The organism is Streptomyces sp. NPDC012508, assembly GCF_042902595.1.
Classification (GTDB): domain Bacteria; phylum Actinomycetota; class Actinomycetes; order Streptomycetales; family Streptomycetaceae; genus Streptomyces.
Genome location: NZ_JBIBEO010000010.1, coordinates 299,097 through 320,476, shown reverse-complemented (window position 1 = coordinate 320,476; position 21,380 = coordinate 299,097). Strand labels below are relative to the sequence as shown.

Below are 21,380 nucleotides of genomic sequence, written 5' to 3'. Positions count from 1 at the left end.
GTGTTGACGATCGGTAGGGTCCGCTGCTGTCCGGGGAGAGAACTGCCCGGTGGACGACTGTGAGGTGGAAGCGTGCAACTGACCCCGCACGAGCAGGAGCGCCTGCTCATTCATGTCGCGGCGGACGTGGCAGAGAAGCGCAGAGCACGCGGAGTGAAGCTCAACCACCCCGAAGCCGTCGCTCTGATCACCACGCACGTCCTGGAGGGCGCCCGCGACGGCCGCACCGTCGCCGAGTTGATGGCCTCCGGCCGCAAGGTGCTCACCCGCGACGACGTGATGACGGGGATCCCCGAGATGATCCACGACGTCCAGGTCGAGGCCACCTTCCCGGACGGCACCAAGCTCGTCACCGTCCATGACCCGATCCTGTGACGGGAGAGCGCTGCCGATGATCCCCGGAGAGATTCTTTACGGTGAAGGTCCCGTCGCCCTCAACGAGGGCCGGCCCGTCACCCGGCTCACCGTCCTCAACGCCGCCGACCGGCCCGTCCAGGTCGGCTCCCACTACCACTTCGCCGAGGCCAACCCCGGCCTGGACTTCGACCGCGCCGCCGCGCGCGGGCAGCGGCTCCACATCGCCGCCGGCACCGCCGTGCGCTTCGAGCCCGGCATCCCGGTCGAGGTCGAACTCGTCCCGCTGGCGGGGCGCCGTGTGGTCCCCGGACTCCGCGGTGAGGTCGGAGGTCCCCTCGATGCCTGAGCTCCACCGTGCCGTCTACGCCGACCTGTTCGGGCCCACCACCGGTGACCGCATCCGGCTCGCCGACACCGGCCTGCTCGTCGAGATCGAGGAGGACCGCTCCGGCGGCCCAGGGCGCGCGGGCGACGAGGCCGTGTTCGGCGGCGGCAAGGTCATCCGCGAGTCCATGGGCCAGGCCCGCACCACCCGGGCCGAAGGGGCGCCCGACACCGTCGTCACCGGCGCCGTGATCATCGACCACTGGGGCGTCGTCAAGGCCGACATCGGCATCCGCGACGGCCGGATCACCGGTATCGGCAAGGCCGGCAACCCCGACACCATGGACGGGGTCCACCCCGACCTGGTCATCGGCCCCGAGACCGAGGTGATCGTCGGCAACGGGAAGATCGTCACCGCCGGTGCCGTCGACGCCCATGTCCACTTCATCTCGCCCACGGTCGTCGAGCAGGCCCTCGCCACCGGAGTCACCACGCTCGTCGGGGGCGGCACCGGACCGGCCGAGGGCACCAAGGCCACCACCATCACCCCAGGCCCCTGGCACCTCGCCCGGATGTTCGAGGCGCTGGACACCTTCCCCGTCAACATCGGACTGCTGGGCAAGGGCAACACGATGTCCCGCGAGGCCATGCACTCCCAACTCAGGGGCGGCGCGCTGGGCTTCAAGATCCATGAGGACTGGGGGGCGACCCCCGCCGTCATCGACGCCTGTCTGAGCGTCTGCGACGAGACCGGCGCCCAACTCGCCATCCACACGGACACTTTGAACGAGGCGGGCTTCGTCGGCGACACCCTCGCCGCGATCGCGGGCCGCACCGTCCACGCGTACCACACCGAGGGCGCCGGAGGCGGGCACGCACCCGACATCATCACCGTCGTCTCGGAGCCCTACATACTGCCCAGCTCCACCAACCCGACCCGGCCGCACACCGTCAACACCATCGAGGAACACCTCGACATGCTGATGGTCTGCCACCACCTCAACCCCGCAGTCCCCGAGGACCTCGCCTTCGCCGAGTCCCGTATCCGGCCCTCCACCATCGCCGCCGAGGACGTCCTGCACGACCTCGGCGCCATCTCGATCATCTCCTCCGACTCCCAGGCCATGGGCCGCGTCGGTGAGGTGATCATGCGCACCTGGCAGACCGCGCACATGATGAAGCAGCGCCGCGGCGCCCTGCCCGGCGACGGCCGCGCGGACAACCACCGAGCGCGTCGCTATGTCGCCAAGTACACGATCAACCCGGCCGTCGCGCAGGGCATGGATCACCTCATCGGCTCGGTCGAACCCGGCAAGCTCGCCGACCTCGTGCTCTGGGAGCCGGCGTTCTTCGGCGTGAAGCCGCAGACGGTGCTCAAGGGCGGCCAGATCGCGTACGCGCAGATGGGCGACGCCAACGCCTCGATCCCCACCCCGCAGCCCGTGCTGCCCCGCCCGATGTTCGGCGCACTCGGCAAGGCCGCAGCCGCGGGTTCGTTCAACTTCGTCGCCGAGGCGGCCATCGAGGACGACCTGCCCCAACGAGTCGGCGTCCAGAAGGAGTTCACCCCCATCCGCAGCACCCGCGGGGTCACCAAGGCCGACATGCGGGAGAACGACGCCCTGCCCCGGGTCGAGGTCGACGCCGACACCTTCACCGTCACCATCGACGGCGAGGCGGTCGAGCCCGCACCCGCCGAGGAACTGCCCATGGCCCAGCGCTACTTCCTCTTCTGATGACGTCCACGACCACACACGGCACCGTCGGCCGCGCCGCGCTCCTCGTCCTCGCCGACGGGCGCTTCCCGGCCGGCGGGCACGCCCACTCCGGTGGGGCGGAGGCCGCCGTCAAGGCCGGGCGGATCACGGACGCGGCGAGCCTGGCCGCGTTCTGCAGAGGCCGGCTGCACACCGCCGGGCTCACCGCGGCAGGTCTCGCCGCCGCGGCGGCGCTCGGTCACGACCCGTACGACCTCGACACGGCCGCCGACGCCCGCACCCCGTCACCGGCCCTGCGCGCGGTCGCCCGCAAGCTCGGCCGGCAGATGATGCGCGCGGCCCGTGCCACCTGGCCGTGCGCCGAACTCGACGCGCTCGCCACGGCTTTCCCGCGTGGCGCGCACCAGCCGATCGTCCTCGGCGTCGCCGCACGCGCGGCCGGACTCGGCCCCGAGGACGCCGCGCACTGCGTCGCGTACGAGACGGTCAGCGGCCCTGCCACCGCCGCCGTACGCCTGCTCAGCCTCGATCCCTTCCGGGCCACCGCCGTCCTCGCCCGCCTCGCCCCCGAGATGGACCGGGTCGCCGAGCGGGCCGCCGCGGCGGCCCGCCAGGGCGTCGACGCCCTCCCGGCCGCCTCCGCACCCCTCCTCGACATCACCGCCGAACAGCACGCGGCCTGGCCCGTCCGCCTCTTCGCGTCCTGAGAAACCCCAGGAGCCGTACCATGCACCTCGACCACTCCCACGACCACATCGGCGCGGTCTCCGCCGACGCCCACCGCCCCGACGGAACCCGGCGCGCCCTGCGGGTCGGACTCGGCGGACCCGTCGGCTCCGGCAAGACCGCCACCGTCGCCGCGCTCTGCCGGGCGCTGCGCGACCAGCTCTCGATCGCCGTGGTCACCAACGACATCTACACCCGGGAGGACGCCGAGTTCCTGCTCCGCAACGCCGTCCTGCCGCCCGAGCGCATCCAGGCCGTCGAGACCGGCGCCTGCCCGCACACCGCGATCCGCGACGACATCTCCGCCAACCTGGAAGCCGTCGAGGACCTGGAGGACACGGTCGGCCCGCTCGACCTCATCCTCGTGGAGTCCGGTGGCGACAACCTCACCGCCACGTTCTCCAAGGGCCTCGTCGACGCCCAGATCTTCGTCATCGACGTCGCGGGCGGCGACGACATTCCCCGTAAGGGCGGCCCGGGCGTCACCACGGCGGACCTGCTCGTCGTCAACAAGACCGACCTCGCTCCGTACGTCGGCTCCGACCTGGAGCGGATGGCCCGTGACGCCGAGGCGCAGCGCGGCGACCTGCCCGTCGCCTTCACCTCGCTCACCGGCGAGCACGGCGTCGCCCCCGTCGCCGACTGGGTCCGCGAGCGGCTCGCCGCCTGGACCACGACCGTCGCCGTATGAGCCTGCGCGCCACCGCCCGGATCGTCGCCGACGCCGACGGGGGGCTGCCGGTCCTCCGTGGCGACGGCCCGCTCGCCCTCCGCCGGACGCGCACCACCGGCGCGTACACGCGTGTCACCGTCGTCGGCGCGATGAGCGCCCCGCTCGGCGGTGACCGGCTGGCGATCGACACCGAGGTACGGGACGGGGCGCGGCTCCTGGTCGACTCGGCCGCCGCGACCGTCGCCCTGCCAGGCCGCGGCGCCGAATCCGCCACGTACGACCTCCGGATGAGTGTCGGCGACGGCGCGGTGCTGCGCTGGATCCCCGAGCAGCTCGTCTCCGCCCGGGGATCCGACCTGCGGATGCACACGGCCGTCGAACTCGCCCCCACCGCACGGCTCGTGCTCCGCGAGGAGCAGATCCTCGGCCGCTACGGCGAGGAGACCGGCACCCTCACCACCCGCCTCACCGTGCAGCGCGGCGGCCGGCCACTGCTCGACCAGGAACTGGCGTACGGACCCGGCGCCCCCGGCGGCTGGGACGGCGGAGCGGTCCTCGGCGGGCACCGCGCGACCGGGCAACTCCTCGTCGTGGACCCCGCGTTCGAGGAGAAGCCGGTGGAGCCACGGCCACTCGCCGACAACGCCGTCCTCGTCCCGCTCGCCGGCCCGGCGGCCCTGGTCGCCGCCGTGGCCCCCGACGCGCTCCGGTTGCGCCGCATCCTCGACGAGGCACTGGACATCCTCGCGCCGTCGTAGGGCCCGCGCGCCGGCGATTGGGCCTCGTGGCCCAGCCGGGCCCTCTGCGCGGGTGACATCGTGGCGCGCCTGCGGGATTCGGGCATTCAGGTGGAACCCCTCACATAGTCATATGTTCTGTCGGATTGTCCGGCCCAGGCAGATGGAGAGAGGTTCCTGTGAGACGCACATCGCACGATGACCGGAAGGGGCACCCGCCACCACGGCGACGAGGCTGGCGACGGCTGGCGGTGCTGGCGATCGCCCCACTGGTGGCCCTGACGGCCGGCTCCGCGACCGCGCAGGGCGTGTGGGTCTCGGTGCCGTCCATGCCCACCGGCCGCGCCGCCCTCGGGTCCACGGCGGCGCACTGTCCGGAGGGCCTGCTCGACACGTGCGTGTACGCCATCGGTGGAGGCGGTGTCACGGGCATCGCCCCGTTCGAGGCGTACAGCCCCAGCACCAACGCGTGGGCCACGCTGCCGCAGATGACGACACCCCGCGTTTCGGTCGCATCGTCGACCGCTCCCTGCCCCGAAGGGGTGCGAGGCGACTGTGTGTACGCCGTCGGGGGAACGGCCGCCGCCGGCCCGGCACTGGCAACGGCGGAGGCGTACAGCACGGACACCAACACCTGGCTGACCCTGCCGGACCTGCCGACCGCCCGGGCCGGCGCCGCGGCCGCCACCGCGCCGTGTGCCGAAGGGCTGGGGCTGCGGGGGACGTGTGTCTACGTCTTCGGCGGCTCCGACCTCGTCAACCCCATCCACACCACGGTGGAGGCCTACAGTCCGGAGACGAACACCTGGGCCACGGTGACTCCCCTGCAGACCGCCCGGGTCGGCCTCGCCGGCGCGGCCGGGCCCTGCCCCACGGGTCTGGGGCTGAAGGGCACCTGCGTGTACGCCCTGGGCGGCGCGAGCAACACCGCCGGCGCACTGAGTTCGGCGGAGGTGTACAGCCCCGTCCTCAACGCCTGGACCTACCTGCCGGAGATGCCGACCGGCCGCGACGACGGGCCCGGGGCGGCCTACGCGCCCTGCCCGGAAGGCCTGAGCAACGGCTGCGTGTATGTCATGGGCGGTCTCGACGACACCTTCACGACCTCGGACACGATGGAGGCGTACAGTCCGGTCGCCAACACCTGGGTGTCGCTGCCCTCGATGCCCACGCCCCACCGCGAGATGGGGGCGGCAGCGGCGCCGTGCCCCCGGAACGCGAAGCGCGACTGTGTGTACGCGCTCGCGGGGTACGTCGACGGCGCCAACATCGCGGGGACGGCCGAGGCGTTCGCGATCGAACGCGCGGAGGTCACCCAGCCGAAGCCGGCGCCGACCCCGACGCCGACATCGAAGCCGACCGCGACCCCGACGCCGGCCTCGAAGCCGACCGCGACCCCGACGTCGGCCCCGAAGCCGGACTCTCGGCCGGACTCGAGGCCGAAGGAGACCCCCGCTCAGGGCCCCGCCAAGACCGCCGGTTCGCGGATCCAGGTGACAGCCCCCGCTCAGGCCCCGGAACCGGCCGCCAGCTCCAGCCCCAGCGCGAGCCCGGCCAAGCCCGCTCCGGCCGCCACGCCGGCTCCGGCTGCCAAGCCTGCTCCGGCCGACACCCCCGCTTCGGCCGGCACCCCGACGCCGAAGCCCACGCCCACGGCGAAGCCCTCGCCCAAGCCCACCCCGCCCGTGACGACCATCGGCATGCGCCCCTGAGATACGCGCTGCCAGGGTGATCGGTTGCCGGGTTCCACCTCGTCACGGGGTGGAACCCGGCAAGGGCGAGCGGCCCCTCGGCCCTAACGGCGGGCGGCGAGCCAGGCGTCCTCGGCCGCGTAGTCGAAGAAGTCCACCCCGTACTTCGCCAGGCCCGGGAACGCCTCCCGCCACTCCCGCTCCGCCACCCGCCGGGTCAGGTCCGCGACCGTCGCCGGCAGGGACTCCGCGTACGACACCACCGGCCGGTAGCCGAGCTCCCGTTCCGCCGCGCCCATGTCGTAGACGACCGGATGGGCCGCGGTCCACGGAGTGAGCCCCACCGTCCCCTCCGGAGCACCGGCCATCAGCACGGTCTCGCTCTCCACACCGATCACGGCATCGATCGCCGCGCCGATCTCCGCGACCGTGGGAGCCCCGGGATCGCCGCCGTTGATCACACGCGTCCCCGGCTTGGCCGCCGCGAGCCGCACCAGCTCCCCGAGGTTGTCCACGTGCACCGGGTGGAACCGGGACGCGCCGTCGTACGAGAGGATGCGCACCGGCCGCCCGTCGAGGGCGCGCTTGACGAACCACAGCTCGCGCGGACCCGGGCAGTACGGCCCATGGACCGCGCCCGCCCGCAGCACCGTCGTCGGCAGCGCCTCGCCCGCCGCGAGCAGTTCCCGCTCCAGCGCCACCTTCCGTGTCCCGTACGTCCCCTCGCCGGGCGCGACCGTCCGCCACGACTCCGGGATCGGCACCGGATAGGCGGGGAAGCCGTCCGGCTCGTCCTGGGTGTCGAAGCTGCGGCCCCGGTCGTCCTCGTAGACCGCACCGCTGGAGACGACCACCGCCGAGCCGATCCGGTCGGCCAGCGCCGTCAACTGCCGACCGTGGCCCGCGTGGTAGGCGACGATATCCACCAGGACGTCGCAGCCGGCGCCGCCGAGCGCGCCGGCGAGCGCGCCCTCCTCGTCGCGTTCGAAGGCCACCGACCGGACCTCCGCCGGCCAGGCCTCGTCCCGCCCGCCGCCCCGCGAGGCGGCCGTCACCTCCCAGCCGTCCGCGACGAGCGCCCGCACGGCCGCCCGCCCCACCTGTCCTGTCGCTCCGACTACGAGTGCGTTCCCTTGTCCCATGGGCGTGACGCTACGGCGGCCTCGCCCGCCGGCCCCAGGGCCTTTCGCCGTACGCGGATCCGCTGTCAGCGTCCCCTGCGCGGGAACTTCCTCGGCGACCGGGTGTTCCCCGCCTTCGCCTCCTGCTCGGCGGCCTTCACCTTGGCCGCGTAGTCGTCGACGTACTCCTGTCCGGACAGCGCGAGGATCTCGTACATGATCTCGTCCGTCACGGCGCGGACCGCGGCCTTCTCGCCCTCCATGCCCGCGAAGCGGGAGAAGTCGAGCGGCGCGCCGAACCGGATGGTGACCCGCTTCACCCGGGGCACGACCTTGCCGGGCGGCTGGATCTCGAAGGTGCCCACCATCGCGCACGGGATCACGGGCACCCCGGCGGTGATCGCCATGATCGCGACGCCGACCTTGCCCTTGTAGAGCCGTCCGTCGTGCGAGCGCGTCCCCTCGGGATAGATGCCGAGCAGCTCGCCCTTGGACAGCACTCCGAGCCCCTCGCGGATCGCGGCCTGCCCGGCCTCCTTGCCGGAGCGGTCGACCGGGATCTGCCCGGCGCTGCGGAAGAACGCGGCGGTCAGCCGGCCCTTGAGACCGGGCCCGGTGAAGTACTCCTGCTTGGCCAGGAAGGTGATCCGCCGTTTGAGTACGGCCGGCATCAGGAAGTGGTCGGAGAAGGACAGATGGTTGCCGGCGACGATCGCCGCGCCGTCCGCCGGGATGTGTTCGAGGCCTTCGGTGCGCGGCCGGAAGACCAGTCGCAGTAACGGACCGAGCAGGACGTACTTCAGGACGTAGTAGAACAACGGTGGCCCCCGTCTCGGTAGAGCGATGGTTATTTGTAACCACTCGCGCGACCCTGGTCCACACTGGAGACGGAGAGTGGGGCCCGATGGCTGCCGAACGCCGACGCGTACCGTCACGTGGACGACCCGGCGCAGCCGTCACCGTGCTGCTGTGCGCGGTGATGACCGCCGGGTTGTACGGATGTGCCGACTCCGGCACCCCGGAACCCACCCCGACGCCGCCCCCGACCTCGCCCACCACCGCCCCACAGGGCCGCTCGCCCTTCACCGGCCTGCCCGCGCGGGCCGCCCCGGTCCTGGCCGTCAAGATCGACAACGTGCCGCCGGCCCGCCCGCACACCGGCCTCGGCGCGGCCGATCTCGTCTACGTCGAGCAGGTGGAGGGCGGTCAGACCCGGCTGCTCGCCGTCTACTCCACGGACCTGCCCGAGCGGATCGGCCCCGTGCGCAGCGCCCGCGAGTCCGACATCGAGCTTCTCCGGCAGTTCGGCCGGCCCGCCCTCGCCTACTCCGGCTCCCAGACCGCCCTGAAACCGCTGCTCAAGGCCGCCCCGCTCGACGCGCTGCCACCCGAGGACGCCCCCCGTGCCTATGTCCGCGACCGCGGCAGGGCCGCCCCGCACAACCTCTACGTGCTGCCCGGACGGGCCCTCGCCGCCGCCCCGGACGCGGAGGACGCCAAGGACATCGGCTTCCGCTTCGGACCGGCCCCGTCCGGCGGCGAACCGGTCAACGAACGCACCGTGCGCTTCCCGGCCTCCCGCTACACCTTCACCTGGAACGCGACCGAGAAGAGCTGGCGGGTCGCGATGGACGGCAGGCCCGCCCGTACCACCGACGACGGCCCGGTCACGGCGTCGACCGTCGTGGTGCAGTACGTGACCATACGGTCGTCGCGCTTCCACGACGTCCTCGGCAGCGTCTCGCCGTACACCGAGACCGTCGGCACCGGCAGCGCCCTCGTCCTGCGTGACGGTCGCGCGTACGAAGCCCGCTGGAGCCGTCCGGCCGCCGAGAACGGCACGGCCTTCACCACCCCCGACGGTGCGCCCCTGAACTTCGCCCCCGGCCGGACCTGGGTCGTGCTCGCACCACGCGGATAGCCGGCCCGCGCGGGGTACCCGCCGCCCGGGCACGACCGGGAACCGTGGAATGTCGCCCGCCGCGCGGCGGCGGGGCCGAGGCTACGGCTGGGGGCCGGGCCTGCCCGGGCCGCGGCGGGGCGGTCCCGCGGGGACGGAGCTGTCGGCGGCCGCCATCCCGATGGTGACCACCCCGAGCACCACCCAGCCGAACCAGAGCCAGCCGCTGCTGCCGAGTGCCACCGTGTACGCCGTCGTCAGCACCAGGGCCGCGACGGTCGTCACGCTCATCGCCTTCGTGGGACCGGACATATGTCCGCCCTCCTCCTGACGGGGCCGTCCTGCTCATCGTGACCCCTGAGGAGGGTGGAGCGCTACTCCCGCGTCGAGACCTGCCGGTCGGCGCCCCGCAGCGAGGCGAGGTAGGCGTTGTACGCCTCCAGCTCCTTGTCCCCGTCGCGGTCGGCGGCCCGGTCCTTGCGGACGGCCTGCCGCTGCTCGGAGTGGTACCACTGGTAGACCAGCGCGATCAGCACCAGCACCGACGGGATCTCGCTGAACGCCCAGGCGATGCCGCCCGCCGCGTTCTGGTCGGCGAGCGCGTCGATCCCGAGGGAGGCCGGCGGGTTCTCGTACGCCTTGATCATCGGCTGGCTCGCCATCATCAGGGCGATGCCGAAGAAGGCGTGGAACGGCATGCCGGCGAAGAGCTCCAGCATCCGCATCACATAGCCCGGGCGGTGCGGCCCCGGGTCGACGCCCATGATCGGCCAGAAGAAGACCAGACCGACGGCGAGGAAGTGCACCATCATCGCGATGTGCCCCACCTTCGACCCCATGAGCGTGTCGAAGAGCGGGGTGAAGTAGAAGCCGTACAGGCTTGCGATGAAGAGCGGGATCGTGAACGCCGGATGCGAGACGATCCGCATGTAGCGGCTGTGCAGCAGCATCAGGAGCAGCTCGCGCGGCCCCTTGTCGCCCCGGGGCGCCACCGGCAGCGCACGCAGCGCCAGGGTCACCGGCGCGCCCAGCAGCAGCAGGATCGGCGAGAGCATCGAGATGACCATGTGCTGGACCATGTGCACGCTGAACATGACCATGCCGTAGTCGTTCAGCTTGGTGCACATCATCAGCGCCACGGTCAGCACGCCCGCCGCGAAGAAGACCGTCCTGCTCACCGGCCAGCTGTCACCACGTCCGCGCAGCCGCGCCACGCCCCAGCCGTACAGCGCGAGCCCCACGACGCACCCGACGAGGAAGAACAGGTCCGGCGAGAACTCCAGCCCCCGTCCCAGCGTGAACGGCGGCAGATCCATGGTCATGCCGTGCCCGCTGTGATCCATGTGTGTACTCCTGGAGCCCGATTCGCGCTTGATGTCCGCACCAGACTAGAACCGCCCCCGTTCGCGGATGCGACCGGGGGCGGTTCCGTGGAGTCGGTACGGAGGTCAGAGCACGCACTCTGCCTCGGCGTAGCGCTCGGCCGGGACCGTCTTGAGGGTCTCCACGGCCTGCGCCAGCGGAACCATCGTGATGTCCGTGCCGCGCAGCGCGGTCAGCATGCCGAACTCGCCGCGGTGCGCCGCCTCCACCGCGTGCCAGCCGAAGCGGGTGGCGAGGACCCGGTCGTACGCGGTCGGCGTACCGCCGCGCTGGACGTGACCGAGTATCACCGGGCGGGCCTCCTTGCCGAGCCGTCGCTCCAGCTCCACCGAGAGCTGGTTGGCGATGCCGGTGAAGCGCTCGTGACCGTACTGGTCCTTGGCGCCGACCTCGAAGTTCATCGAGCCCTCGCGCGGCTTTGCGCCCTCGGCGACGACCACGATCGCGAAGCGCTTGCCGGCCTCGAAGCGCTCGCCGACCCGGGCGGTCAGCTCGTCGATGTCGAAGGGGCGCTCGGGCACGACGATCGCGTGCGCGCCGGCGGCCATGCCGGAGTGCAGGGCGATCCAGCCGGTGTGCCGGCCCATGACCTCGACGATGAGCACACGCTGGTGCGACTCGGCGGTGGTCTTCAGCCGGTCCAGGGCCTCGGTCGCCACACCGACGGCGGTGTCGAAGCCGAAGGTGACGTCGGTCGAGGCGATGTCGTTGTCGATCGTCTTCGGCACCCCGACGATCGGCAGCCCCGCCTGGGAGAGCAGGTTGGCCGCCTTCAGCGTGCCCTCGCCGCCGATCGGGATGATCGCGTCCAGACCCAGCTCGGCGACATGGCCCCGGGCGCGCTCGACGCCGTCGACCAGGTGCGCGGGCTGGACCCGGGAGGAGCCGAGGATGGTGCCGCCGCGGGCGAGGATGCCGGCGACCGCGTCAAGGTCGAGCTTGCGGTAGTCGCACTCGAGGAGGCCCTTCCATCCGTCGTGGAAGCCGATGACATCGTCGCCGTGGTCGACGACGGCGCGGTGCACGACGGAACGGATGACGGCGTTCAGGCCGGGGCAGTCGCCGCCGGAGGTGAGCACACCAATGCGCATAGCCCAAATACCTTTGCAACGTGGGCCGACTTCCGGACCACGTCGTCCGGTTGGATCCCCGCCACCCTATCGGTGCCGAGTGGCGGGGCCGAACCGGATGTCCGCAGTTTGGACACCGTATTTACTTACGAATCCAATGGGCGTAAGGGCGCTCAGACGTGCAGTCCGCCGGAGGGTCAGGCGGGCTGCGTCGCCGCCGCGATGCGCTCGGCGCGCAGCGCCTCGTACCAGCGGTCGTCGGTCGGCGGCAGCGCGTTCACATCGAGGGCCAGCTTCAGCAGCAGGTCCGCGATCTGCGGGTTACGGGCCATGACCGGGCCGTGCATGTACGTACCGAAGACGGTGTCGTTGTACGCGCCCTCGGTGCCGTCGCCCGTGCCGTTGCCCTTGCCCAGGACGGTGCGGGCGAACGGGCGGGCCGTCGGGCCGAGATGGGTGATGCCCTGGTGGTTCTCGAACCCGGTCAGCTGGGGAAGACCGAGGCGCGGGTCGATGTCCGCGAGGACGTCACCGACACACCGCTCGCCCTCGCCGCGGGTCGAGACGACATCGATCAGGCCGAGGCCGGGCTCGCGCTCGCCGAGGTCGTTGATGAACTCGTGGCCGAGGATCTGGTAGCCGGCGCAGACCGAGAAGATGATCGCGCCGTTGGAGGCGGCCCGCTCCAGGCCGCCGTCGCGGCGCAGCCGCTCGGCCGCGAGCCGCTGCGGCCGGTCCTCGCCGCCGCCGATCAGGTAGATGTCGCCGGAGGTCGGCACCGGCTGGTCGCTGCGGACGTCGACGCGCTGGACGTCCAGACCGCGCTGGCGGGCGCGGCGCTCGACGACGAGGGCGTTGCCCTGGTCGCCGTACGTGCTGAGCAGGTCCGGGTAGACCCAGACCAGGCGCAGGCTGCTGTCACTCATGCTGCAAGTCCTCTACGGGTCAGTTGCCGACGCGGCGGCGGACGTCCTGGAAGGCGGTGTAGTTGGCGATCAGCTCGATCTGACCGGGCGGGGCCAGCTGGACCGCCTCGTCGAGCGTCTCGCAGACGCGGAACTCCACACCCGCGACCTCCAGGCGGACCGCCAGGTCCAGCTTGCGGTCGCCGATGACCATGATCGGGTGACCGGCGAGCCGTCCGTAGTCCACGTCCCAGAGCCAGGAGGTGTCCGTGCCGTCGGCGCCGCGCGCGTTGACGGAGAGGATGACCGGGGTCGGCGGCTGGTCGATGAGGGAAAACGTTTCGAGCCACCCCGCCGGGTTCTTCGCGAGCAGCAGACGCAGATCGCGGCCCTGGAAGGAGACCACGTCGTAGCGGCCGGCCACGGCCTGCACCTGGTACATGCGCTCCAGGGCGACCTGCGGCGGGACGCCGAAGACGGCGGCGACGGCTGCCGAGGTCGCGGCGTTGGCCTTGTTCGCGCGGCCGGGCAGCTGGAGGTGGATCGGCCAGGCCGAACCGTGCGGGTCCAGGACGTGGTCACCGTTGAGCGCCCAACTCGGCGCCGGGCGGCGGAAACCGCACTCGCCGCAGAACCAGTCGTCGCCGGGGCGCTGCATCACACCGCCGCAGGAGGGGCACGACCAGGCGTCGTCCTTCCACTCCTGGCCGACGGCGACCCACACCACGTTGGGGGAGGAGGAGGCGGCCCACACGATCAGCGGGTCGTCGGCGTTGGCGATGACGACCGCCTTCGTACCGCTCAGACCCTCGCGCCACTTCTCGGCGAGCATCCGCGTCTCGGCGGCGCGGTCGAGCTGGTCGCGGGAGAGGTTGAGCAGCGCGATCGCCTTCGGCGTAGTGTCCCGGGCGACTCCGGCGAGGTACTTCTCGTCGACCTCGATCACGCCGTACTTGGCGTCCGAGCCGCCGGCCAGCGCCGACGTGATGCCCGCGGGCATGTTGGCGCCCAGCGCGTTGGAGACGACGGGACCGCTGGCCCGCAGCGCCTCGGCGATCAGCCGGGTGGTGGTGGTCTTGCCGTTGGTCGCGGACACCAGGACGACGTCCAGATGCTGCGCGAGCCGACCCAGCAGGTCCGGGTCGAGCCTCAGCGCCACCTTGCCGCCGATCACCGATCCGCTGCCGCGTCCCGCCGCGCGCGACACCGCCGCCGCGGCCTTGCCCGCCGTCACGGCCAGCTTGGCGCGTGGCGACAGCGGCTCTGGATTACCGGGGTGTCCTGACATCTTCCTTGTTCCTCCTTGCGTCGGTCCGGGCTCAGCCTATCGAGATCAGGCCAGCGACCCGAACTGCGGCACCCCCGCACCCCTCGACGAAACGACGAGGTCACGGCGGACCGTACCCTTACGCCCATGCGAAACCGGCCGATCCCCGGCAGTTCCGGCCACGTCCGAGCGATGACTCTGCTCGGCGACCCGGTGCTGCACGCCCCCTGTGAACCCGTCAGCGACTTCGGCCCGGAGCTCGCCCGGCTGATCGAGGACATGTTCGCGACGATGTACGCGGCGAACGGCGTCGGCCTCGCGGCGAACCAGGTGGGCGTGGGACTGCGCGTCTTCGTGTACGACTGCCCGGACGACGAGGACGTGCGCCACCTCGGGCACCTGGTCAACCCGCGCCTCGTGGAGGCGGACGGCGACATCGTCCGGGGTACGGAGGGCTGCCTGTCGCTGCCGGGCCTTGAGGCCCCCACGCCCCGCTTCGACCGTGCGGTCCTCGAGGGCGTGCTCCTCGACGGCACCCCGGCGCGCGTCGAGGGCACGGGCTTCTTCGCCCGCTGCCTCCAGCACGAGACCGACCATCTGGAGGGCGGCGTCTACGCGGACCACGTGACCGGGTGGCGCAGGTCACGCCTGCTGCGCGCGATCCGCAAGGAGCCATGGGGAACGGGCGCGGACGCCCTGCGCACCTGACGTCGCGCCGGGGGCCGACCGAGGGCGGCGCGGGCAGGGGCGAGGGCGTCTGAGGACGCCGGACCGCCAACGGCCGACTGCCGGCGGCCGACCGGCGGCCGACCCTCGATGGCGATCGCCAAAGCTGTCCGTCGCACGCCACGGGCCGCCGGTCAGAAGCCTGGAGCGCCCGCTCGGTCTGCCGCCTCCGCCAGGCGGCCCCACAGCAGGTCCGCCATCGCCGTGACCAACTCCGCTCGCGAGCACGGGCGTTCACCGAGCCACCAGTCGCCCGCCGCGTGCATCATGCCGACGATGCCGTGGCCCCAGATCCGGGCCTGGGCCTCGCCGGCCGGGCCGAGGTCGATGCGTTCCGCGATGACCTGGCCGAGCTCCTCGCCCATCCGCCGCAGCACCGGCGCCGAGTGGAGCCCCACGTCGAACCCCTGCTCGGCCTGGTGCGTCTCCTCCGCCGGGTGCATCAGGAAGCGGTAGACCTGCGGCATCGCCTCGATCGAGGCGAGGTACGTGTCGAGCGTGGACTCGACCCGCCGGCGCCGGTCGGCAGGCGCGTCGAGCGCGGCCCGCAGCGCGGCGAGCAGCGCGTCGGTGTGCCGGGTCGCCAGCGCCCGGTACAGCCCGCCCTTGTCACCGAAGTGCCGGTACAGGATCGGCTTCGTGATCCCCGCTTCCGCGGCGATCGCGTTCATCGAGGCCTTGGGCCCGTCCCGGAGCACCACCCGGTCCGCCGCCTCCAGCAGTTCGCGGCGCCGCTGATCGGCCGGCTTCTGCTGGTCGGTGGTCCGGTGTGTGGTCTCCATAGCGTGTCTCCCCGCCCGTGCGAATTCCGTGAGGCTGTCGCAACGTAACACCCGAGCGGCACCCGGTGCCGCGCCGCCCGCGCTGCTCCGCCGCAGGTTGACAGCGGCTACCAGCCGGTAACAGACTGCTGTTACCGCAAGTAACGTACTGCTGGGAGGGAACATGGCCGAGTTCACGCTCGAACTCAACGACGACCAGAAGCAGGTCCGTGACTGGCTGCACGGATTCGCCGAGGACGTGATGCGCCCCGCCGCCGCCGAGTGGGACGAGCGTGAGGAGACTCCCTGGCCGATCATCCAGGAAGCCGCCAAGATCGGCATCTACTCTCTCGATTTCTATGCCCAGCAGTTCTTCGACCCCACCGGGCTCGGCATCCCGATGGCGATGGAGGAGCTCTTCTGGGGCGACGCGGGCATCGCCCTCTCCATCGTCGGTACCGGCCTCGCCGCCGTCGGCGTCCTCGCCAACGGCACCGAGGAGCAGATCGGCACGTGGATCCCGCAGATGTACGGCGACGTCGACGACGTGAAGGTCGCCGCCTTCTGCTCCTCCGAGCCCGACGCCGGCTCCGACGTCGCCTCCATGCGCACCCGGGCCGTGTACGACGAGGCCAAGGACGAGTGGATCCTCAACGGCACCAAGACCTGGGCGACCAACGGCGGCATCGCCAACGTCCACGTCGTCGTCGCCGCCGTGGACCCCGAGCTCGGCTCCAAGGGGCACGCCTCCTTCATCGTGCCGCCGAACACCCCCGGTCTCTCCCAGGGGCAGAAGTTCCAGAAGCACGGCATCCGCGCCTCGCACACCGCCGAGGTCGTCCTGGAGGACGTACGCGTCCCCGGCCACTGCCTCCTCGGCGGCAAGGAGAAGCTGGACGAGCGCCTCGCCCGGGCCCGTGAGAAGGCGAAGGCGGGCGGGGGGGAGCGGGTGAAGAACGCGGCCATGGCCACCTTCGAGGCCTCCCGCCCCGCCGTCGGCGCCATGGCCGTGGGCACGGCCCGCGCCGCGTACGAGGTCGCCCTCGACTACGCCAAGACCCGTGAGCAGTTCGGCCGCCCGATCATCGACAACCAGGGCGTCGCCTTCCAGCTCGCCGACATGCGCACCCAGATCGACGCCGCCCGGCTCCTCGTCTGGCGCGCCTCCTGGATGGCGACCACCGGAAAGCCGTTCACCTCGGCCGAGGGCTCGATGTCCAAGCTGTACGCCAGCGAGGTCGCCAAGAAGGTCACCGGCCAGGCCATCCAGATCCTCGGCGGCAACGGCTACACCCGCGAGTACCCGGTGGAGCGCATGCACCGCGACGCGGCGATCTACACGATCTTCGAGGGCACGAGCGAGATCCAGCGCCTGGTGATCGCCCGCACGCTCTCCGGGATGCCGATCCGCTAGGCAGCGGCCCGGACCGACAGGCCCGCAGCGACCCGGCCCGCACAGACCGGCCCGCACGCACCCGGCCCGCGCCCCCACCAGGGGGGCGCGGGCCGTCGGGCACGGGTCAGGTGGGGGTCACGTTCCGAGGAGGGCGCGCTTCTGGGCCTCGAACTCCGACTCGGTCAGCACACCCTGCGCCTTCAGCTCCCCCAGCTGCTTGAGCTGCTCGATCTTGGTACTCATGTCGTCGCCGGCGGGTGCCGGAGCCGGCGCTGGTGGCTGCTGCTGGTAGGACTGCTGGTACTGCTGCTGTCCCTGCTGTTCGTAGTCCTGCTGGGCCCATCGGCCCGCCTGCCGCCGTGACACTCGGTTGGACACCGCGGTGGCGGTGCCGGCGACGACGGCGGTGCGGGCGACGCCGCGGAGAAGTCCGGGCATGGTCAGTCATCTCCCAGGGGGTGCTCGGGTGCCGGATTGGTCAGGCCGTCCCCCTCAGCCGGAGCCCGCCGCATCGGCGGCGTCCAGCGAGGCCAGCAGCGCCTGGACGGGAATCCGTCCGTTCGCCACGATCTGCGCGCCGCTGCGCCGCAGGGCTCGTGCGAGGGGGGCGGCCCACAGGTTCTCGTACACGATGACCCCGGCGGAGTTGCCCGGTTCCAGCGCGGCACCGGCATCGTCGACGTCGCTCTGGTCCAGGAGTCCGGAGGACGCGCCCTCGAACACGGTGAGGTCGACCTCGTCCCCGAGATCCGTCAGCTCCACGGCGGTGACCGAACCGTCCTTGTCCTTGCGGATGAACTGCAGATCGAGGATGCGGATGATGCGCCGCTCCACCAGATCGAGGAGGAGGGGGAAGGCCTCACCCGTCATCCGGTTGCCGGGAAACTCCAGGATCAGGTAGTCGACGGGGCCCATGTCCTCGGCTTCCGACAGGCCGTCGCTCATGGCCACTCCTCCAAGCGCTCGGGGTTCCCGCCTCGACCGGACCGGCTGCGGACGGCCGCCTCGGCGACAGGTGGCCGCTCAGCCATTCCAGCACCGCCCGGGGGCCTCCGCACGTCGTGAAGCGCCGCGCCCCGGCGCGGCGGGAGCGTCACACCACGCAGAACTCGTTGCCCTCCGGGTCCTGGAGCACCACCGCGTAGGAGTCCGTCCCCTCCGGCCCGTCCAGCGTGGAGAGGACCGTCGCGCCCAGGTCCGTCAGCCGCGCGACCTCTCCGTCCACCCTCGCGCGCCGCAGCGCGAGCGGCACCTCCCGGCCGCCGCCGACCTTCAGATCCAGATGCAGCCGGTTCTTGACCGTCTTCGGCTCCGGGACCTGCTGGAACCAGATCCGCGGCCCGACGCCCTTCGGGTCGACCACGGACTCGGGGAGCTCCCCGGCCCCCTCGGTCAGCTCCTCCTCCGGGACCCCGATCGACGCCCAGTACGCCCGCCAGGTCGCATACCCCTCCGGCGGCGGCTGCGGTACGTAGCGCAGGGCCGCCGCCCAGAAACGGACCAGCCTCTGGGGGTCGGCGCAGTCGATGGTGAGCTGCAGGGTCATCTCCACGGGTTCCATGGAACGAGCCTCCCAGGTGCCACCGACACTCGGGCCAACAGACCTGATCCGGCCGGGTGTTCGGCATGGGTACCGGCGGGTCGGGCCGTGGGGCAGAATCGGCGTGCCGGTGACGATCAAGGGGGCAACGCGCAGATGACCACCACCCACGAGATTCCGGGCCCGGCGGGGCTACCGCTGCTCGGCTCGATGTTCGACCTCAGGAACGACGCTCTCGGCACCTTCCTCGACTCCCAGCGCGCCCACGGAGACGTCGTCCGGATCACCGCGGGACCGCCCGGAGTGCGCGCCACCGTCTACGGGGTCTTCTCCGCCGAAGGCGCCCAGCAGGTCCTCGCCACCCAGTCCGCCAACTTCCGCAAGGACAACGCCTTTTACCAGGAGGTCCGCGAGTCCTTCGGCAACGGCCTGCTGACCAGCCAGGACGAGGACTACCTGCGGCAGCGCCGGCTCGTCCAGCCGCTCTTCACCCGCCGACGCGTCGACAGCTACGCCGAGGCCATCGCCGCCGAGGTCGCGACCGTCACCGAGGAGTGGCGCACCGCGGAGCGCTCCACCGTCGACGTCCTCGACGAGATGACCCGGCTCGCCCTGCGCGCCGTAGCCCGCATCCTCTTCGGTACGGACGTCGAGGCCGCCGTCGAGATCGTCGAGCGCGCCTTCCCGGTGATGGGCGACTACGTCCTGCGCCGCGGCTTCTCGCCCCTCAACATCCCTCGCGACTGGCCCACCCCCGGCAACCGCCGCGCCGCGGCCGCGCACGACGAGCTGTACGCCGTCTGCGACCGGATCATCGCCGAGCGACGCGCGGCGGCGGGGGAGGGCGCGGGTGGTGAGGACGCGGGCGGTGACGCCGGCGCGCAGGACCTGCTGACCCTTCTCGCCGAGGCCGAGAGCGCGGAGGACGGCAGCTTCGACGCCGCCGAACTGCGCGAGCAGGTCCTCATCTTCCTGCTCGCCGGACACGAGACGACGGCCACCTCCCTCGGCTTCGCCCTCCACCTCCTCGCCCTCCACCCCGAGCAGCGCAAGCGGGCGCACGAGGAGGTCGACCGCGTCCTGGCCGGCCGCACCCCCGGCGCCGCAGACCTCGACGCCCTGCCGTACCTCACCCAGGTCCTCAAGGAGGCCATGCGGCTCTTCCCCGCCGGCCCGGTCATCGGCCGCCGCGCGGTCGCCGCCACCGAGATCGACGGGCACACGATCCCGGCCGGCGCCGATGTGATCGTCGCCCCCTGGGTCACCCACCGGCACCCCGCGTACTGGGAGGACCCGGAGCGCTTCGACCCCGACCGCTTCACGCCCGAGGCGGAGGCGAGCCGCCCCCGCTACGCCTGGTTCCCCTTCGGGGGCGGCCCGCGCGCCTGCATCGGCCAGCACTTCTCGATGCTGGAGTCGGTCGTCGCGCTGGCGATGATCCTCCAGGCCTACGACCTGGAGGCGGTCGACACCGAGGTGCCGGTCACCTCGGCGATCACCCTGCGTGCCACCGGCCCGGCACGCTGCCGGATCCGGCCCCGTACGGCCTAGGGCAGGACGACGCGTCAGCCGCCCCTGCCCCTGCCCGGGGAAGGGCGGCGGCCGCGTCAGCCCCGGGCCGCGACGACGACCGTCGCGTACAGCTCCTCGGACGTGGCCACGCTCGGCGTCATGCCGCGCCCGGAGAGCGTCTCGACGGCCCGGGCGGCCTGCCGCTCCGAGGTCTCGACCAGCAGATGCCCGCCGGGCGCCAGCCAGTCGGCGGCCTCGGCCGCCACCCGGCGCAGGACGTCGAGCCCGTCCGAGCCGCCGTCGAGCGCGACCAGCGGCTCGTGCTCGCGCGCCTCGGGCGGCAGCAGCGCGACGTCCTCGGTCGGTACGTACGGCACGTTGGCGACCAGCACCTCGACCCGGCCACGCAGCACGTCCGGCAGCGCGGCGAAGAGGTCGCCCTCGAAGACCCGGCCGCCGCGCGGCTCGACGTTGCGCCGGGCACAGCGCACGGCGGCGGGCTCGATGTCCGAGGCGTACACCTCGGCGCCCTCGACGGCCGAGAGCAGGACCGCTCCCGCCGCCCCGGACCCGCAGCACAGATCGACGCACAAGGCCCCGGGCCGCGCCAGACCCACGGCGTGCTCGACGAGGAACTCCGTACGCCGCCGGGGCACGAACACCCCCGGGTCGACGGTGACGCGGAGGCCGGCGAAGGCCGCCCAGCCCACGACGTGCTCGATGGGCAGACCGGCGGCGCGCCGCTCGATCATCGTCTCGAGCTCCTCGCCGTCGGCCGCCGAGGAGAAGAGAAGCTCCGCCTCGTCCTCGGCGAACACGCAGCCCGCGGAGCGGAGCCGGGAGACGGTGGTGGAACGGAGGGAGGAAAAGAGGTCGGTCGACATGGAACCTTCCGGGAAGCCGAGGGGCACTCCCGTGGTCACCTCTGTCGGGCGGACCACACGGTCGTCGAGGGGGAGCACCCTGCCTGCATGGCGTTGATGGGTCCCACCTCCTCGGTCGTCCTCTGCTGGAGCCGTACACATTACATGATCGACACCGTGTGGACCGGTCGACCTCGCCGCCGGATCAGGCGGGCAGCACCGCCTCGATGGCCGCGACGACCTCCGGGGCCTCCGGCTCGGTGCTCGGACGGAAGCGGGTGATCTGCCCGTCCCGGCCGATCAGGAACTTCTCGAAGTTCCACTGCACGTCCCCGGCCGCGCCCTCCGCGTCCGCGACCTGGGTCAGCTCCACGTAGAGCGGGTGACGGGCGTCGCCGTTCACGTCCGTCTTCTCCAGGAGCGGGAACGTCACGCCGTACGACGTGGAGCAGAAGGTCTGGATCTCCTCCGCGCTCCCCGGCTCCTGCCCGAGGAACTGGTTGCACGGCACACCGAGCACGGTGAAGCCACGGTCCCCGTACTCCTTCTGCAGCCGCTCCAGCCCCGCGTACTGCGGCGTCAGACCGCACTTGGAGGCCACGTTGACGACCAGGACGGCCTGATCGCGGTAGTCGGCCAGCGAGATCGGGTCGCCGGACAGGGTGCGCAGGGGGATGTCGTACAGGCTCATGAAAGGCTCCTCGTCGAGA

The 21,380-nt window shown here is 72.2% G+C and carries 24 protein-coding genes; 11 read left to right on the top strand and 13 right to left on the bottom strand.

Annotated elements, in window-relative coordinates; genetic code table 11:
- Window positions 1-72: 72 nt before the first annotated feature.
- The 7 genes from ACFY8U_RS31515 (at window position 73) to ACFY8U_RS31485 (ending at window position 6,247) form a co-directional block, all read left to right on the top strand.
- On the top strand, window positions 73-375 hold the full coding sequence (locus ACFY8U_RS31515) for an urease subunit gamma (protein ID WP_389575635.1): 303 nt from the start codon (window positions 73-75) through the stop codon (window positions 373-375).
- Window positions 376-391: 16 nt separating this feature from the next.
- Entirely contained in the window at window positions 392-703 is a 312-nt protein-coding gene (locus ACFY8U_RS31510; protein ID WP_389575634.1) for an urease subunit beta, read from the top strand.
- A complete protein-coding gene (locus ACFY8U_RS31505; RefSeq protein ID WP_389575633.1) occupies window positions 696-2,417 on the top strand; it encodes an urease subunit alpha in 1,722 nt (573 codons plus the stop codon). The genes ACFY8U_RS31510 and ACFY8U_RS31505 overlap by 8 nt, the downstream gene beginning before the upstream one ends.
- Window positions 2,417-3,106: an urease accessory protein UreF gene (locus ACFY8U_RS31500; RefSeq protein ID WP_389575632.1), complete on the top strand. Its 690-nt coding sequence runs from the start codon at window positions 2,417-2,419 to the stop codon at window positions 3,104-3,106. Before ACFY8U_RS31505 ends, ACFY8U_RS31500 begins: the two co-directional genes overlap by 1 nt.
- Before the next feature lie 20 nt (window positions 3,107-3,126).
- The gene (ureG, locus tag ACFY8U_RS31495) at window positions 3,127-3,816 is read left to right on the top strand and encodes an urease accessory protein UreG (protein ID WP_361597614.1); all 690 of its coding nucleotides are present in this window, start codon (window positions 3,127-3,129) and stop codon (window positions 3,814-3,816) included.
- Window positions 3,813-4,556 carry an urease accessory protein UreD gene (locus ACFY8U_RS31490; protein ID WP_389575631.1) on the top strand — a complete coding sequence of 248 codons (744 nt, stop codon included), beginning with the start codon at window positions 3,813-3,815 and terminating at the stop codon, window positions 4,554-4,556. Before ureG ends, ACFY8U_RS31490 begins: the two co-directional genes overlap by 4 nt.
- A 230-nt stretch (window positions 4,557-4,786) precedes the next feature.
- Complete coding sequence (locus ACFY8U_RS31485) at window positions 4,787-6,247, top strand: Kelch repeat-containing protein (RefSeq protein WP_389575630.1); 1,461 nt, start codon at window positions 4,787-4,789, stop codon at window positions 6,245-6,247.
- A gap of 83 nt (window positions 6,248-6,330) precedes the next feature.
- Here the strand turns inward: ACFY8U_RS31485 and ACFY8U_RS31480 are convergent, their stop codons facing one another.
- On the bottom strand, window positions 6,331-7,368 hold the full coding sequence (locus tag ACFY8U_RS31480; RefSeq protein ID WP_389575629.1) for an NAD-dependent epimerase/dehydratase family protein: 1,038 nt from the start codon (window positions 7,366-7,368) through the stop codon (window positions 6,331-6,333).
- A 65-nt stretch (window positions 7,369-7,433) separates the two neighbouring features.
- On the bottom strand, window positions 7,434-8,165 hold the full coding sequence (locus ACFY8U_RS31475; RefSeq protein ID WP_389575628.1) for a lysophospholipid acyltransferase family protein: 732 nt from the start codon (window positions 8,163-8,165) through the stop codon (window positions 7,434-7,436).
- A gap of 86 nt (window positions 8,166-8,251) precedes the next feature.
- Between ACFY8U_RS31475 and ACFY8U_RS31470 the strand changes: the two genes are divergently transcribed.
- Window positions 8,252-9,268, top strand: coding sequence for a DUF3048 domain-containing protein (locus ACFY8U_RS31470; RefSeq protein WP_389575627.1), 1,017 nt, complete (start codon window positions 8,252-8,254; stop codon window positions 9,266-9,268).
- A gap of 81 nt (window positions 9,269-9,349) precedes the next feature.
- On the opposite strand, the gene ACFY8U_RS31465 is transcribed toward ACFY8U_RS31470, so the two are convergent.
- The 5 genes from ACFY8U_RS31465 to ACFY8U_RS31445 all read right to left on the bottom strand — a co-directional run bounded on the left by ACFY8U_RS31465 (window position 9,350) and on the right by ACFY8U_RS31445 (window position 13,893).
- Entirely contained in the window at window positions 9,350-9,559 is a 210-nt protein-coding gene (locus ACFY8U_RS31465; protein ID WP_389575719.1) for a hypothetical protein, read from the bottom strand.
- A 62-nt stretch (window positions 9,560-9,621) separates the two neighbouring features.
- A complete protein-coding gene (locus tag ACFY8U_RS31460) occupies window positions 9,622-10,590 on the bottom strand; it encodes a cytochrome c oxidase assembly protein (RefSeq protein ID WP_389575626.1) in 969 nt (322 codons plus the stop codon).
- Window positions 10,591-10,695: 105 nt separating this feature from the next.
- Window positions 10,696-11,721, bottom strand: a complete 1,026-nt coding sequence (locus tag ACFY8U_RS31455) for a 6-phosphofructokinase (protein WP_389575625.1) — start codon at window positions 11,719-11,721, stop codon at window positions 10,696-10,698.
- Window positions 11,722-11,897: 176 nt separating this feature from the next.
- Window positions 11,898-12,626 (bottom strand): glutamine amidotransferase, encoded by a 729-nt coding sequence (locus ACFY8U_RS31450; RefSeq protein ID WP_361437715.1) that lies wholly within the window; start codon window positions 12,624-12,626, stop codon window positions 11,898-11,900.
- 19 nt (window positions 12,627-12,645) lie between these two features.
- Complete coding sequence (locus ACFY8U_RS31445) at window positions 12,646-13,893, bottom strand: MurT ligase domain-containing protein (RefSeq protein ID WP_361437717.1); 1,248 nt, start codon at window positions 13,891-13,893, stop codon at window positions 12,646-12,648.
- Between the two features lie 126 nt (window positions 13,894-14,019).
- Between ACFY8U_RS31445 and def the strand changes: the two genes are divergently transcribed.
- A complete protein-coding gene (gene def / locus ACFY8U_RS31440; protein ID WP_389575624.1) occupies window positions 14,020-14,580 on the top strand; it encodes a peptide deformylase in 561 nt (186 codons plus the stop codon).
- 152 nt (window positions 14,581-14,732) lie between these two features.
- On the opposite strand, the gene ACFY8U_RS31435 is transcribed toward def, so the two are convergent.
- Complete coding sequence (locus ACFY8U_RS31435) at window positions 14,733-15,380, bottom strand: TetR family transcriptional regulator (RefSeq protein WP_389575623.1); 648 nt, start codon at window positions 15,378-15,380, stop codon at window positions 14,733-14,735.
- A gap of 163 nt (window positions 15,381-15,543) precedes the next feature.
- Here ACFY8U_RS31435 and ACFY8U_RS31430 point away from each other — a divergent pair, with 163 nt between their 5' ends.
- Entirely contained in the window at window positions 15,544-16,773 is a 1,230-nt protein-coding gene (locus ACFY8U_RS31430; protein WP_389575622.1) for an acyl-CoA dehydrogenase family protein, read from the top strand.
- Between the two features lie 117 nt (window positions 16,774-16,890).
- On the opposite strand, the gene ACFY8U_RS31425 is transcribed toward ACFY8U_RS31430, so the two are convergent.
- The 3 genes from ACFY8U_RS31425 to ACFY8U_RS31415 form a co-directional block, all read right to left on the bottom strand.
- Window positions 16,891-17,193 carry an SHOCT domain-containing protein gene (locus ACFY8U_RS31425; RefSeq protein ID WP_389575621.1) on the bottom strand — a complete coding sequence of 101 codons (303 nt, stop codon included), beginning with the start codon at window positions 17,191-17,193 and terminating at the stop codon, window positions 16,891-16,893.
- A gap of 54 nt (window positions 17,194-17,247) precedes the next feature.
- Complete coding sequence (locus ACFY8U_RS31420) at window positions 17,248-17,700, bottom strand: DUF6325 family protein (RefSeq protein WP_389575620.1); 453 nt, start codon at window positions 17,698-17,700, stop codon at window positions 17,248-17,250.
- Window positions 17,701-17,848: 148 nt separating this feature from the next.
- Window positions 17,849-18,316: a VOC family protein gene (locus ACFY8U_RS31415; protein WP_389575619.1), complete on the bottom strand. Its 468-nt coding sequence runs from the start codon at window positions 18,314-18,316 to the stop codon at window positions 17,849-17,851.
- A gap of 135 nt (window positions 18,317-18,451) precedes the next feature.
- On the opposite strand from ACFY8U_RS31415, the gene ACFY8U_RS31410 reads away from it, so the two are divergent.
- On the top strand, window positions 18,452-19,846 hold the full coding sequence (locus tag ACFY8U_RS31410; RefSeq protein WP_389575618.1) for a cytochrome P450: 1,395 nt from the start codon (window positions 18,452-18,454) through the stop codon (window positions 19,844-19,846).
- 56 nt (window positions 19,847-19,902) lie between these two features.
- Here ACFY8U_RS31410 and ACFY8U_RS31405 read toward each other — a convergent pair whose 3' ends face one another.
- Together ACFY8U_RS31405 and ACFY8U_RS31400 are read right to left on the bottom strand one after the other, a co-directional pair.
- A complete protein-coding gene (locus tag ACFY8U_RS31405) occupies window positions 19,903-20,691 on the bottom strand; it encodes a putative protein N(5)-glutamine methyltransferase (RefSeq protein WP_389575617.1) in 789 nt (262 codons plus the stop codon).
- A 184-nt stretch (window positions 20,692-20,875) separates the two neighbouring features.
- On the bottom strand, window positions 20,876-21,361 hold the full coding sequence (locus tag ACFY8U_RS31400) for a glutathione peroxidase (protein ID WP_361762577.1): 486 nt from the start codon (window positions 21,359-21,361) through the stop codon (window positions 20,876-20,878).
- Window positions 21,362-21,380 lie beyond the last annotated feature (19 nt).